12 protein-coding genes are annotated in these 13,519 nt (G+C 72.7%); 9 read left to right on the top strand and 3 right to left on the bottom strand.

Translation table 11 applies throughout. From position 1 onward, the window contains the following. Positions 1-7: 7 nt before the first annotated feature. Positions 8-754 carry a hypothetical protein gene (locus tag D1J60_RS15500; protein ID WP_125604164.1) on the bottom strand — a complete coding sequence of 249 codons (747 nt, stop codon included), beginning with the start codon at positions 752-754 and terminating at the stop codon, positions 8-10. Positions 755-926: 172 nt separating this feature from the next. Here D1J60_RS15500 and D1J60_RS15495 point away from each other — a divergent pair, with 172 nt between their 5' ends. The 4 genes from D1J60_RS15495 (at position 927) to ilvD (ending at position 6,773) form a co-directional block, all read left to right on the top strand. After that, on the top strand, positions 927-1,853 hold the full coding sequence (locus D1J60_RS15495; protein ID WP_125821496.1) for a Ppx/GppA phosphatase family protein: 927 nt from the start codon (positions 927-929) through the stop codon (positions 1,851-1,853). Positions 1,854-3,339: 1,486 nt separating this feature from the next. Beyond that, a complete protein-coding gene (locus D1J60_RS15490; protein WP_125602089.1) occupies positions 3,340-4,164 on the top strand; it encodes a sugar phosphate isomerase/epimerase in 825 nt (274 codons plus the stop codon). Then, positions 4,161-4,778, top strand: a complete 618-nt coding sequence (locus tag D1J60_RS15485) for a TetR family transcriptional regulator (RefSeq protein ID WP_125821495.1) — start codon at positions 4,161-4,163, stop codon at positions 4,776-4,778. The genes D1J60_RS15490 and D1J60_RS15485 overlap by 4 nt, the downstream gene beginning before the upstream one ends. Before the next feature lie 144 nt (positions 4,779-4,922). Next, complete coding sequence (gene ilvD / locus D1J60_RS15480; RefSeq protein ID WP_125602083.1) at positions 4,923-6,773, top strand: dihydroxy-acid dehydratase; 1,851 nt, start codon at positions 4,923-4,925, stop codon at positions 6,771-6,773. 34 nt (positions 6,774-6,807) lie between these two features. On the opposite strand, the gene D1J60_RS15475 is transcribed toward ilvD, so the two are convergent. Continuing rightward, a complete protein-coding gene (locus D1J60_RS15475) occupies positions 6,808-8,916 on the bottom strand; it encodes a serine/threonine-protein kinase (RefSeq protein ID WP_241253282.1) in 2,109 nt (702 codons plus the stop codon). A 106-nt stretch (positions 8,917-9,022) separates the two neighbouring features. Here D1J60_RS15475 and D1J60_RS15470 point away from each other — a divergent pair, with 106 nt between their 5' ends. The 5 genes from D1J60_RS15470 (at position 9,023) to proC (ending at position 12,446) form a co-directional block, all read left to right on the top strand. After that, complete coding sequence (locus D1J60_RS15470; RefSeq protein WP_125602080.1) at positions 9,023-9,322, top strand: SH3 domain-containing protein; 300 nt, start codon at positions 9,023-9,025, stop codon at positions 9,320-9,322. Positions 9,323-9,380: 58 nt separating this feature from the next. After that, positions 9,381-9,908 carry a hypothetical protein gene (locus tag D1J60_RS15465; RefSeq protein ID WP_125821494.1) on the top strand — a complete coding sequence of 176 codons (528 nt, stop codon included), beginning with the start codon at positions 9,381-9,383 and terminating at the stop codon, positions 9,906-9,908. A gap of 78 nt (positions 9,909-9,986) precedes the next feature. Beyond that, positions 9,987-10,811 (top strand): ABC transporter ATP-binding protein, encoded by an 825-nt coding sequence (locus D1J60_RS15460; RefSeq protein WP_125821493.1) that lies wholly within the window; start codon positions 9,987-9,989, stop codon positions 10,809-10,811. Beyond that, positions 10,808-11,545 carry an ABC transporter permease gene (locus D1J60_RS15455; protein ID WP_125602070.1) on the top strand — a complete coding sequence of 246 codons (738 nt, stop codon included), beginning with the start codon at positions 10,808-10,810 and terminating at the stop codon, positions 11,543-11,545. Before D1J60_RS15460 ends, D1J60_RS15455 begins: the two co-directional genes overlap by 4 nt. A 91-nt stretch (positions 11,546-11,636) precedes the next feature. Further along, positions 11,637-12,446 (top strand): pyrroline-5-carboxylate reductase, encoded by an 810-nt coding sequence (gene proC, locus D1J60_RS15450; protein ID WP_125602067.1) that lies wholly within the window; start codon positions 11,637-11,639, stop codon positions 12,444-12,446. A gap of 42 nt (positions 12,447-12,488) precedes the next feature. On the opposite strand, the gene trpS is transcribed toward proC, so the two are convergent. Continuing rightward, entirely contained in the window at positions 12,489-13,487 is a 999-nt protein-coding gene (gene trpS / locus D1J60_RS15445) for a tryptophan--tRNA ligase (RefSeq protein WP_125821492.1), read from the bottom strand. Positions 13,488-13,519 lie beyond the last annotated feature (32 nt).

The raw sequence follows: 13,519 nt of genomic DNA, 5'->3' as shown, positions 1-13,519 counted from the left end.
TGCGTACCTACTGCGGGTCGGCGGGATGCGGGGCCATCGGCAGCAGCGACGCCAGCCGCGCCTCGCACAGCTTCACCAGCTCCGCGTAGCCCTCCGCACCCATCAGCTCCGTCAGCTCCGCCCGGTACGACACGTACACCGGGTCCCCGGCGCCGTGCGCGGACGTCGCCGACGTGCACCACCAGTGCAGGTCGTGCCCGCCCGGGCCCCAGCCGCGCCGGTCGTACTCGCCGATCGACACCTGGAGCACGCGGGTGTCGTCCGGCCGGTCGATCCAGTCGTACGTCCGCCGGATCGGCAGCTGCCAGCACACGTCCGGCTTCGTCTCCAGCGGCTCCTGGCCGCTGCGCAGGGCCAGGATGTGCAGGGAACAGCCCGCGCCGGCGGGGAAGCCGGGCCGGTTCAGGAAGATGCAGGCGCCGTCCCAGCGGCGGGTCTGCTTGTCCCCGTCGTCGTCCAGCTGGGTCCAGCCCGACTCGCTGCCGACGTCGTGGAACTGCCACAGCTCGGGCGTGAGCCGGGCGACGTGCTCGGCGACCCGCTTCTCGTCGTCCTCGTCGGAGAAGTGCGCGCCGAGGGTGCAGCACCCGTCGGACGCCCGGCCCGCCTGGATGCCCTGGCAGCCGCTGCCGAAGATGCACGTCCAGCGGGAGGTCAGCCAGGTCAGGTCGCAGCGGAAGACCTGCTCGTCGTCGGCGGGATCGGGGAACTCCACCCAGGCCCGGGGGAAGTCGAGCCCCTTCTCGTCCGACACCTTGGCCTTGGGACCGGTCTTGGGTCCGGTCTTGAGTCCGGCCGTGGTGCTCTTGGCCCTGTCGCTCTTGTCGCTCTTGTTGCTCTTGCTGGCCTTCTTCGAATTTGGCACAAGCCCAGCCTAAGCGCCCCTTCCTCCACCGCTCCGCGTTCGGCCCAGTAGCGTTTCCCGTATGAGACTCGGTGTCCTTGACGTGGGTTCGAACACGATCCATCTGCTGGTGGTGGACGCGCACCCCGGCGCGCGCCCGCAGCCCGCCCACTCGCACAAGGTGCAGCTGCGCCTCGCCGAGCTGCTCGACGAGCGCGGCGCCGTCAGCCCGGACGGCGTGGAGCGCCTCGTCTCGGCGATCGCCGGCGCGGTGCAGGCGGCCGAGGACAAGGGCTGCGAGGACGTGCTGCCGTTCGCGACCAGCGCGGTGCGCGAGGCCCCGAACGCCGACGAGGTCCTCGCCCGGGTCAAGGAGGAGACCGGCATCGAGCTGCCGGTGCTCAGCGGCGAGGACGAGGCCCGGCTGACCTTCCTGGCGGTCCGGCGGTGGTTCGGCTGGTCGGCGGGGAAGCTGCTGGTCCTCGACATCGGCGGGGGCTCGCTGGAGATCGCGTTCGGCATGGACGAGGACCCCGACGCGGCCGTGTCCCTGCCGCTGGGCGCCGGCCGCCTCACCTCGGCCTGGCTCCCGGGCGACCCGGCGGACCCGGCGGACGTACGGGCGCTGCGGCGGCACGTGCGGGCGCAGATCGCACGGACCGTCGGCGAGTTCAGCCGCTTCGGGGCGCCGGACCACGTGGTGGCCACGTCGAAGACCTTCAAGCAGCTGGCCCGCATCGCCGGCGCGGCCCGCGAGGCCGACGGCCCGCACGTGCAGCGCGAGCTGACGCGGAAGTCCCTGGAGGAGTGGGTCCCCCGCCTGACGGCGATGACCACGACGGAACGCGCCGCCCTCCCCGGCGTCTCGGAAGGCCGCGCCGCCCAGCTCCTGGCGGGCGCGCTGGTGGCGGAGGCGACCATGGACCTCTTCGGCGTGGACGAACTGGAGATCTGCCCCTGGGCCCTCCGCGAGGGCGTCATCCTCCGCAGACTGGACCACCTGCCGTAGGGGTACGGGGCCTGCGTACGCATCTTGCGGCGCGGGCCCGCCATCTCCCCCTCGAGGGGTGGGGGGCAGGGCGGTGCTTGCCCACCCGGCCCCTCGTCTGCGGGCCGGTGGCTGGGGGGCGGGGTGCCCTCGGACGGTCTCAGAGCAGGTTGGGGGCTTCCCGTCAGTCCCATCGTCCTTCCGGTTCGGGCCGGCCTGTCAAGGGCGCTCCTTCGTCGCGTCACTTCGTGATCGCCTTCGGCGACCCTTGACAGACCGACCCGAACCGGAAAGCCGAAAGACTGCCGGGAAACCCCCAAAGAAACGGGACGGTTCAGAGGAGGGCGGACGGGTCTCTCAGGGATGAGGCGAGGGGCCGGACGCCGGCCCGCCCGACATCCGGGGCCTCAAGAGTCCGGATTCCGGGCCAGGGGCGCGGCAACCCGCACCAAAGGTCGATCCGGGCGACCTGGGAAGCCCCCAGACGCGACAGATCGCTACGCGCTCCTCCCGTCTCAGCGTCCGACGACCGCCTTGGGCTGATACCCGCACGAGAAGCCGATCAGAGCGGCTCATGGGGCACCCAGGCGCGTCAGTTCGCTACGCGCTTCTCTGATCTCGGCGGCCGGCCGCCGTCTTGAGCCGGTCGTCGGCCATACAGAAGACTCACGCGCCCCTTTTGCCCCTGTATGGGCGTCTGTTGTGGGGTCGGATGGCTCTCTGTCGGAGTCTGCGGGTGAAAAAGACATCCGCAGACTCCGGCAAGCCGCCAAAGGCCCCGCGAGAGGGGGCGATTCGCCCCTCCAAGGCCTCACCTGCCCCTTTCGTGCCCTATCCCAGCTCCAGACGGCCCTCCGACGCCGAGCCGGGAGAAGCGCGTAGCGATCCACCGCGCCTGCGCGCCTCCTGGACTGCGGTGATCGTCTTCTCGTGCGGGTATCAGCCCAGGACGGTCGTCGGACGCCATGCCGGCAGGAGCGCGTAGCGATCTGTCGCGCCTGTCGGCTTCCTGGGCTGCTCTGGTCGTCTTCTCGTGCGGGTTGTCGCGCCCCTGGCCCGGAATCGCAGAGGGCAGGGGCCGGATGTCGGGCGGGCCGGCCCCCGGCCCCTCGCCTGATCGCTGACGGACCCGCTCCTCCAAGGATCGTCCGTCCCGTTTCTTTGGGGGTTTCCCGGCAGTCTTTCGGCTTTCCGGTTCGGGGCGGTCGGTCAAGGGTCGCCGAAGGCGATCACGAAGTGACGCGACGAAGGAGCGCCCTTGAGGGACCGGCCCGAACCGGAAGGACGATGGGACTGACGGGAAGCCCCCAACCCGCTCTGAGACCGCCCCGGGGGATACCGCCCCCCGCCCCCCCGCCTGGGCGCCGAAGTGCCTGGCGGGGTCGCGTGCCTGGCGGTCGGCCGGGCCGTGTCCCTGCGCCTCTGCGGCGCCGGTTTTCAATCGAAAAGTATGACGAAAGTGCTGCCGCTTACGGTTCGGCGGGGAGGGGCCCCGTAACCTGTCACCGTGGCAGATCCGCTCCGTATCCCGAACAGCCGGACCCCGAAGGTCGCCCTGTCCACCGCCTCCGTGTACCCGGAGTCCACGGCGACCGCCTTCGAGATCGCCGCCCGTCTCGGCTACGACGGGGTGGAGGTCATGGTCTGGACGGACCCGGTGAGCCAGGACGTCGACGCGTTGCGCCGCCTGTCGGACCACCATCAGGTGCCGATCCTGGCCGTGCACGCGCCCTGTCTGCTCATCACCCAGCGGGTGTGGTCCACCGATCCGTGGACCAAGCTCCAGCGGGCGCGGGCCGCCGCCGAGCGGCTGGGGGCGTCGACCGTCGTCGTGCATCCGCCGTTCCGCTGGCAGCGGCAGTACGCGCGGGACTTCGTCTCCGGGATCTGGCGGATGGCGGAGGAGACGGATGTGCGCTTCGCCGTCGAGAACATGTACCCGTGGCGCTACCGGGACCGCGAGATGCTCGCGTACGCGCCCGAGTGGGACGTGACGAAGGACGACTACCGGCACTTCACCGTGGACCTGTCCCACACCGCCACCGCCCGGACCGACGCCGGCGCGATGATCGACCGGATGGGCGACCGGCTGGCGCACGTCCACCTCGCCGACGGCAACGGCTCCGCGAAGGACGAGCACCTCGTCCCCGGGCGCGGTACGCAGCCCTGCGCCGAGCTGCTGGAGGGGCTGGCCCGGCGTTCCTTCGACGGGCACGTGGTGATCGAGGTCAACACGCGGCGCGCCATGTCCTCCGCCGAGCGTGAGGCCGACCTCGCCGAGGCGCTGGCCTTCACGCGGGCGCACCTCGCCGACCCGGCCGGGCGCCGGTGAGCGAGCCCGTGAAGCGGCGGCGGGGGCCCGGCCGGCCGCGTCAGGACGAGGCCGACGACGGGCCCGGCACCCAGGAACGGATCCGGCTGGCGGCCCGCGAGGTGTTCGCGGAGCGCGGCTACGACAAGACGTCGGTGCGCGGGATCGCCAAGGTGGCCGGGGTGGATCCGGCGCTGGTGCACCACTACTTCGGCAGCAAGGACGACCTGTTCGCCGCCGCCGTCGAGGTGAGCCTGGAGCCGGCCCTGGTGGTTCCGGCCATCCTCGGGGAGGGCCCGGACGGGATCGGGGAGCGGCTGGTCCGGTACTTCCTGGGGGTGTGGGAGAACCCGGTGACGCGGGTGCCGCTGCTCGCCGTGATCCGGTCCGCGCTGACGCACGAGGCGGCCGCGAAGGTGCTGCGCACGCTGGTGCTGCGTCGTCTGCTGGAGCGGATCGCCGCCGACCTGGACGTCCCGGATCCGACGTTCCGGGCGGAGCTGGCCGCCTCGCACATGGTCGGGATCGCGATCCTGCGGTACGTGGTGCAGGTCGAGCCGCTCGCGTCCGCGGACCAGGAGGACATCGTGGCCCTGGTGGCTCCGACGCTGCAGCGCTACCTGACCGAGGAGTGACGGGGGAGTGACCGAGGAATGAGCCCTCCGTCCCGGCATCCGGACGAGCTGTCCGGATCGCGGGCGGTGGGCGTAGCCTCGTAACCGAGCCATATCCACAGTCGCGGCTGACCGTACAGCCGCACTCATGGGGAGTGAAACCGCATGCCCGAGCTGAGGTCCCGCACCGTCACCCACGGCCGCAACATGGCAGGCGCTCGTGCGCTGATGCGCGCGTCGGGCGTAGCGAGCGAGGACATCGGGAAGCCGATCATCGCGGTCGCCAACTCCTTCACCGAGTTCGTCCCCGGCCACACCCACCTGGCCCCGGTCGGCCGCATCGTCTCGGACGCGATCCGCGCCGCCGGCGCGATCCCCCGCGAGTTCAACACGATCGCGGTCGACGACGGCATCGCCATGGGCCACGCCGGCATGCTGTACTCGCTCCCCTCCCGCGACCTGATCGCGGACAGCGTGGAGTACATGGTCGAGGCGCACTGCGCCGACGCCCTGATCTGCATCTCCAACTGCGACAAGATCACCCCCGGCATGCTGATGGCCGCGCTGCGCCTGAACATCCCGGTGGTCTTCGTCTCCGGCGGTCCGATGGAGGCCGGCCAGGCGACCCTGGTGGACGGCACCGTCCGCAAGCTGGACCTGATCGACGCCATGGTCGACGCCTCCAACGAGAACGTCTCGGACGAGGACGTCCTGCGCATCGAGGAGAACGCCTGTCCGACCTGCGGTTCGTGTTCGGGCATGTTCACCGCCAACTCGATGAACTGCCTCGCCGAGGCCATCGGCCTGGCCCTCCCGGGCAACGGCTCGGTCCTCGCCACGCACACCGCCCGCCGCGCCCTGTACGAGGACGCCGGCCGCACGGTCGTGGAGATCACCAAGCGCTACTACGAGGGCGGCGACGAGTCGGTCCTGCCGCGCAACATCGCCTCCCGCGAGGCCTTCGAGAACGCCATGGCCCTGGACATCGCCATGGGCGGCTCGACCAACACGATCCTGCACCTGCTGGCCGCCGCGCAGGAGGCGGGCCTGGACTACGACCTCAAGGACATCGACGCGGTCTCGCGCCGCGTGCCGTGCCTGGCCAAGGTCGCCCCGAACGTCGCCCCGGGCGGCACGTACTACATGGAGGACGTGCACCGCGCCGGCGGCATCCCCGCCATCCTCGGCGAGCTGCACCGCGGCGGGCTCCTCAACAAGGACGTCAGCACCGTCCACTCCGACGGCCTGGACGACTGGCTCGCCAAGTGGGACGCCCGCTCCGGCACGGCGTCCGAGGAGGCCATGGAGCTGTGGCACGCGGCCCCCGGCTGCAAGCGCTCCGCGACCGCCTTCTCCCAGTCCGAGCGCTGGGAGAGCCTCGACCTCGACGCCGAGGGCGGCTGCATCCGCTCCGTGCAGCACGCGTACTCCAAGGACGGCGGCCTCGCCGTCCTGCGCGGCAACCTCGCCGTCGACGGCTGCGTGGTGAAGACCGCCGGCGTCGACGAGTCGATCTGGACCTTCGAGGGCCCGGCCGTGGTCTGCGAGTCGCAGGACGAGGCCGTCGACAAGATCCTCCGCAAGGAGGTCCGGCCCGGCGACGTCGTCGTCATCCGCTACGAGGGCCCGCGCGGCGGCCCCGGCATGCAGGAGATGCTCTACCCGACGTCCTTCCTCAAGGGCCGCGGCCTCGGCAAGGTCTGCGCCCTGGTCACGGACGGCCGCTTCTCCGGCGGCACCTCGGGCCTGTCGATCGGCCACGCCTCCCCGGAGGCGGCCTCGGGCGGCGACATCGCCGTCGTCCGGGACGGCGACCGGATCCGCATCGACATCCCGAACCGGTCGATCGAGCTGCTGGTCTCCGCCGAGGAGCTGGCCGCCCGCCACGCGGAGCTGGGCGGCGTGTACGCGCCGAAGAACCGCGAGCGCACCGTCTCGGCGGCCCTGCGCGCCTACGCGGCGATGGCCACCAGCGCCGACAAGGGCGCGGTCCGCGACGTCACGAAGCTGGGCTGAGCCTTCCGGATCCCGTGAACCCCGCCGAGGTGGCCTACCACCCGGCGGGGTTCCGCGCGTCCTGGGCGAAGACCGTGCCGTCGGGTGCGCAGGCGTAGACGCGGCCGTCGGCGACCACGGGGGAGGGGATGGTGGCGCTGAAGGTGTTCTGCGGGGCCATGCGCGGCTTGGTCTGGCCGAGGGGGTTGCCGGCGGTGTCGTATGCCAGCAGCCGGCCGTCCCCGGCCGACAGGTAGATGCGTCCGTCCGCGAACACCGGCCGGGACGCGAACGCCGCCCCCGTCTCCACCCGCCACAGCTCCTTCTCCCCGCCGATGGCGACGAGACCGCCCCGCGTGCCGAAGGCGTACGCCGTCCCGTCCGGGGCCACCGTCGCCTCCACCTCGTACAGCGGGGCCGACAGCTGGACCCGGCGTACGGCGTGGCTGACCAGGTCCACCCGCGCGATCCCGGCCGTTCTGACGCCGGGGGCGTTGTCGAGCAGGTACAGCGCGCCGCGGGCCGTTCCGATCGGCCGCAGTTCTCCGGCGGCCCGGGTCTGCCAGCGCACGGCACCGGTGGCCGGGTCGATCTCGGTGAGCTGGGTGGCACCGCCGTCGGGGTCCGCCGTCGCGGAGTAGAGGACGGGCGCGCCCGCCGCTCCGGCGCCGCCCCACCACACCGCTGCGGCGCCGGGGATGCGGCGGCTCCACTTCTGGGACCCGCCCGCTGCGTCGAGGGCGGTGACCGTGCCGTCCGCCGCCACCGTGACCACGTACGGGCCCGCCGTCACCACGCGCGTGCCGGAGGCCAGCTTCCGCTGCCAGCGCTCGGCGCCCGTGCCCGGCTCCAGTGCCTGGAGCAGCTGGCTGCCGGGTGCCATCGCCAGGACCGCTCCGGCCGAGTACGACGGGGCGGTGCTGCCGGCCACGCCCCGGACGGGCGCGTCCGCGCGTACGGCCCAGGTCGTCGAACCGTCGGCCGGGTCGAGCCGGGCGCCCGCCAGCCCCGGCCCCGAGCAGAACAGGCCGTCGGCGGCCGCCGAGCAGGACATGGGGGGCGTGCCCGGTGAGACCGACCACGGGGTGAACGCCGGCTCCGGTCGCGCCGGGGCGTGGGCGGCGGGCCCTCCCGGGGCGTCCGGGCCGGCGGCCCACCACAGGTACCCGCCGGCCGCCCCCGCCGTGAGCAGGACACCGAGCCCGGCCGCCAGCAGCGCCGGCCGGATCCGGCGCCGGCGCGCGGCGGGCGCCGGCTCCGTCGGGATCCGCTGCCGCTGGTGGGTCGGCTCCCCGTCCGCCACCGGCCGCCGCGGCTGCGGGATGAACGCCTGGGTGTCCTCGCTCGTCGGGTACGCGATGGCGCGCATCTCCGCGATCAGCGCCTCGGCGGTCGGCCGCTCGGCGGGGTCCTTCGCCAGGCACCGCGCCACGATCGGCAGGAGCCGGGCCGGCAGCCCCGTCAGGTCCGGCTCGCTGTGCACGACCTGGTACGCCACGAGGTAGTGGCTGTCGGAGTCGAAGGGGCCGCGGCCGGTCGCCGCGTGCACGAGCACCGCGCCCAGCGCGAACACGTCCGCGGCCGTCCCGACCTCCCGGGGCCGCTGGAACTGCTCGGGCGCCATGAAGGGCGGTGTCCCGATCAGCTTGCCGGTCTCCGTGCGCAGGTCGCTGTCGGCCGGGCGCGAGATGCCGAAGTCGATGACGCGGACCCCGTCCGGCGCCATCAGCACGTTGCTCGGTTTCAGGTCCCGGTGCACCACCCCGGCGCGGTGGATGTCCCGCAGCGCCTCCGCCAGCCCGGCCGCGAGCCGGGTCAGCTCGACGGGGTCGAGGACGCGCTCGCGTACCCGCTCGGAGAGGGTCGGCGCGTCGATGAACAGGGTGGCCATCCACGGCCGCTCGGCATCGGGGTCGGCGTCGACGACGGGAGCGGTGAAGGCCCCGCTCACCCTCCGCGCGGCCGCGACCTCCTGCCGGAACCGCGCCCGGAACTCCGGGTCCACGGCGTGCTGCGCGTGCACGACCTTGACGGCGAGTTTCAGCCCCGAACTGGAGGCGGCCAGATGGACGACGCCCATGCCACCGGAGCCGAGCACGGATTCGAGCCGGTACTGCCCGGCGTACTCCGGAAACCCGGCGTAGTCCGCGCGCCGCGACTGCACCGCTCACCACCCCCGACGGAGCCTAGTCGATGGCTCGTGGCAACATCCAAGGGCTTGCTACCCTGCGCGCGTTGCGCAGTGCAACACCCATGGGGGGAGACTTCACATGTCCGTAGAGAACGAATCGAGCCAGGTCCACAGCCTCTCGGGCGACGCGGGCCCGACCTTCCCGACCGCTCCCGGCTACCGGGTCAACGTGCGCAGCGGACCGGGCACCAACTACCCGATCATCGATTACGTCCCCGTCGGCGGTTCCGTGACGATCCGCTGCCAGTGCCCCGGCACGACGGTCTCGGGGCCGTACGGGACGACGGACCTCTGGGACTGCGTCGGCAACGGCCGCTTCGTCTCCGACGCCTACGTCCACACCGGCTCCGACGGCTACGTCGCCCCGCGCTGCGGCTGAGCCGTTCACCGTACTGCCAGGTGAGACACCCCCGGCGGGCCGCCCCGTCGGGGGGATAATCGCGGATGTGAGCGAAGAGCAGCAGCGAGACCAGAGCACCCCCATCGCGCCGGCCGCCGGGCCGCAGCCCGAGCCGATCCGGTTCTTCGGCACCACCTGGGTGGACCACACGGGCGGCTACGCCCTGCGCCGCGCCGCCCTCGCCGCCGGCTCCCTCCTCGCCGCCGCGGCCGGCGCCTACCTCCTGCGTTTCGCCTACGAGGGCCTGGAGATCGGCAACGTCGGCCCGTTCCTCAGCATCTCGGTGATCGTGCTGTTCGCGATCGCCACCGCCATCGCCTTCGCCAAGACCTGGGAGTCCTTCGGCCGCCGCCCGCGCCCGTCCTCCGACGAGGCCGCCCTCAAGGGCCTGAAGACGATCGGGTTCATCGGCTCCCTCGCCGCGTACTTCCTGCGCAGCCTGTCCGAGGCCCCGGGCGAGAAGCTCCGCCGTACCGAGTACGAGCAGGCCGTGGCCGAATTCGGCCGCCGCCGCAGCGCCCGTACGGGCAACCCGGCCGCGCGCCGCCCCAAGCGCAGGAAGTAGCCCGGCCGCTTCCGGTACCGCGGCGGTCGAACACCCGGCTCATTGACGACCGGCACCGCCGGCAGCATTATTCATCACATGATGAATAACCAGCCGGAGGAGCCCCCTCCCGCCGTACACGCCCACGACCTCACCGTCCGCCGCGGCACCGGCCGCCACCCCCGCACCGTCCTCGACGGCATCGGCTTCGACGTCCCCCGCGGCCGCATCACCGGCCTCCTCGGCCCCTCCGGCTGCGGCAAGTCCACCCTCATGCGCGCCGTCGTCGGCACCCAGGCCCACGTCACCGGCACCCTCGACGTCCTCGGCCACCCCGCCGGCCACCCCGCACTCCGCGCCCGCATCGGCTACGTCACCCAGGCGCCCTCCGTCTACGACGACCTCACCGTCCGGCAGAACCTCGACTACTTCGCCGCCGTCCTCGACCCCGGCCGCACCGCCGCCGAACGCCGCCGCACCGCCGTCGAGCAGGCCATCACCGACGTCGACCTCACCACCCGCGCCACCGCCCTCGCCGGCAACCTCTCCGGCGGCCAGCGCAGCCGCGTCTCCCTCGCCGTCGCCCTCCTCGGCACGCCCGAGCTGCTCGTTCTCGACGAACCCACCGTCGGCCTCGACCCCGTCCTGCGCCGCGACCTGTGGAACCTCTTCCACGACCTCACCGCCCGCCGCGGCACCACGATCCTCGTCTCCTCCCACGTCATGGACGAGGCCGAACGCTGCCACGACCTGCTCCTCATGCGCGACGGCCGCATCCTCGCCCAGGACACCCCCGAAGCCCTCCGCACCCGCACCGGCACCGCCACCGTCGAGGAAGGCTTCCTCCGCCTCGTCGACGAAGCGAACGCGAACGCGCACACGCCCGCCCAGGCCGCACACCTCACCAGGGAGACCCAGCGATGAACGGCGCCCGCACCCTCGCCACAGCCGCCCGCGTCCTGCGCCAGCTCCGCCACGACCCGCGCTCCATCGCACTGATGCTGCTGGTCCCCGTGCTGATGCTCACCCTGCTGCGCTACGTCTTCGACGGCAGCCCCCGCACCTTCGACGGCACCGGCGCGTCCCTCCTCGGGATCTTCCCCCTCATCACCATGTTCCTCGTGACCTCGATCGCCACCCTCCGCGAACGCACCTCCGGCACCCTCGAACGCCTCCTCGCCATGCCGCTGGGCAAGGCCGACCTCATCGCCGGCTACGCCCTCGCCTTCGGCGCCGTCGCCGTCCTCCAGTCCCTCCTCGCCACCGGCCTCGCCCTCTGGCTCCTCGGCCTCCACGTCACCGGCTCCGCCTGGCTGCTCCTGCTCGTCGCCCTCCTCGACGCCCTCCTCGGCACCGCCCTCGGCCTCTTCGTCTCCGCCTTCGCCGCCTCCGAGTTCCAGGCCGTCCAGTTCATGCCGGCCGTGATCTTCCCGCAGCTGCTCCTGTGCGGCCTGTTCGCACCCCGCGACACCATGCAGCCCGTCCTCGAGGGCCTCTCCGACGTCCTGCCCATGTCCTACGCCGTCGACGGCATGACCCAGGTCCTCACCCACACCGACATGACCGCCGACTTCGTACGCGACGCCGTCGTCGTCGCCGCCTGCGCGCTGCTCGTCCTGGCCCTCGGCGCCGCCACCCTCCGCCGCCGCACGCCCTGACCACGGAGCGGACACCCCCTCGCCACCACGCGGACGGGTGCAAGGATGAGGGCGTACGTCCTGAAGGTTCGTTCGGCGAGGTGAATCGGGCATGACCCAGACAGTCGCAGTCCTCGGTACCGGCAAGATCGGCGAGGCCCTGCTCAGCGGGATGATCCGCGGCGGATGGCCGGCCGCCAAACTGCTCGTCACCGCCCGCCGCCCCGAGCGCGCCGAGGAACTGCGCACCCGCTACGGCGTCGAGGCCGTCAGCAACGCCGAAGCCGCCAAGCGCGCCGACACCCTCATCCTCACCGTCAAGCCGCAGGACATGGGCAAGCTCCTCGAAGAGCTCGCCCCGCACGTCCCCGCCGACCGCCTGGTCATCAGCGGCGCCGCCGGCATCCCCACCGCCTTCTTCGAGGAGCGGCTCGCCCCCGGCACCCCCGTCGTCCGCGTCATGACGAACACCCCGGCCCTCGTCGACGAGGCCATGTCCGTCATCTCCGCCGGCAGCCACGCCACCGCCGCGCACCTCGCCCACGCCGAGGAGATCTTCGGCGGCGTCGGCAAGACCCTCCGCGTCCCCGAGTCCCAGCAGGACGCGGCCACCGCCCTCTCCGGCTCCGGCCCCGCCTACTTCTACTTCCTCGTCGAGGCCATGACCGACGCCGGCATCCTCCTCGGCCTGCCCCGCGCCCAGGCCCACGACCTCATCGTCCAGGCCGCCATCGGCGCCGCCGTCATGCTCCGCGACAGCGGCGAACACCCCGTCAAGCTCCGCGAAGCCGTCACCTCCCCGGCCGGTACGACCATCAACGCCATCGTCGAGCTGGAGAAGCACGGCGTACGAGCGGCCCTGATCGCCGCCCTCGAAGCGGCCCGCGACCGCAGCCGCGAACTCGCCACCGGCAACAGCTGAGACGGGGGAGGGGCCGCGACCGCGGGGCCCCTCCCTCCTCCCTCACGCCGGCAGCAGCCCGATGGCCTCGTACGCACGGTCCACCACCGGCCGCGCGATGTCCCGCGCCCGCGCGGCCCCCTCGCGCAGCACCCGCTCCACCTCGCCCGGATCGGCCGCCAGCCCGGCATGCCGCTCCCGCAGCGGCCGCAGCAGCTCCACCACGGCCTCGGCGACGTCCCGCTTCAGCGGCCCGTACTGCTCGTACCCCTCGGCCAGCTTCTCCGGCTCCCCGCCCGTACAGGCCGCCAGGATGTCCAGCAGGTTCGCCACCCCCGGCCGCGCGGCCCGGTCGTAGACCACCCCGCCGTCCCCGCTGTCGGTCACCGCGCGCATCACCTTCCTGGTGATCACCGCCGGCTCGTCGAGGAGATAGACGATCCCGGCCCCGCTCTCGCTGGACTTCCCCATCTTCGACGTCGGGTCCTGGAGGTCCATGACCCGCGCACCCACGGCCGGCAGCGTCACCTTCGGCACCGTGAACGTCGGCCCGTACCGCTGGTTGAACCGCACCGCCAGGTCCCGCGTCAGCTCCACGTGCTGCCGCTGGTCCTCACCGACGGGCACCTCCTCCGCCGCGTACGCCAGGATGTCCGCGGCCATCAGCACGGGATACGTCAGCAACGACAGCCGTACGCCGTTCCCGGCGGCCTCCGCCTTCGCCGCCTTCTCCCGGTACTGGATCATCCGCCGCAGCTCCCCGTCGGCGGCGGTGCACTCCAGCAGGTAGGACAGCCGGGTGTGCTCGGCGACGTGGCTCTGTACGAAGAGGGTGCACCGCCGCGGATCGAGGCCGGCGGCGAGGAACAGCGACGCCGCCTGCCGGGTGAGGCGCCGCACCCGCGCGGGATCGTGCTCCGTGGTGAGCGCGTGCAGGTCCACGACGCAGAACAGCGCGTCGGAGGGCGCGTGCTCGGCCGCGACCCACTGCCGCAGGGCCCCCAGGTAGTTGCCCAGCGTCAGGTGCCCGGACGGCGTGATCCCGCTGAAGATCCTCGTCATGTCTGCTGCTCTCCCTGTGCGTATGTGAGTGG

Source organism: Streptomyces sp. W1SF4 (assembly GCF_003950035.1).
GTDB classification, from domain to species: domain Bacteria; phylum Actinomycetota; class Actinomycetes; order Streptomycetales; family Streptomycetaceae; genus Streptomyces; species Streptomyces racemochromogenes.
This window is presented reverse-complemented; position numbering and strand designations above follow the sequence as displayed.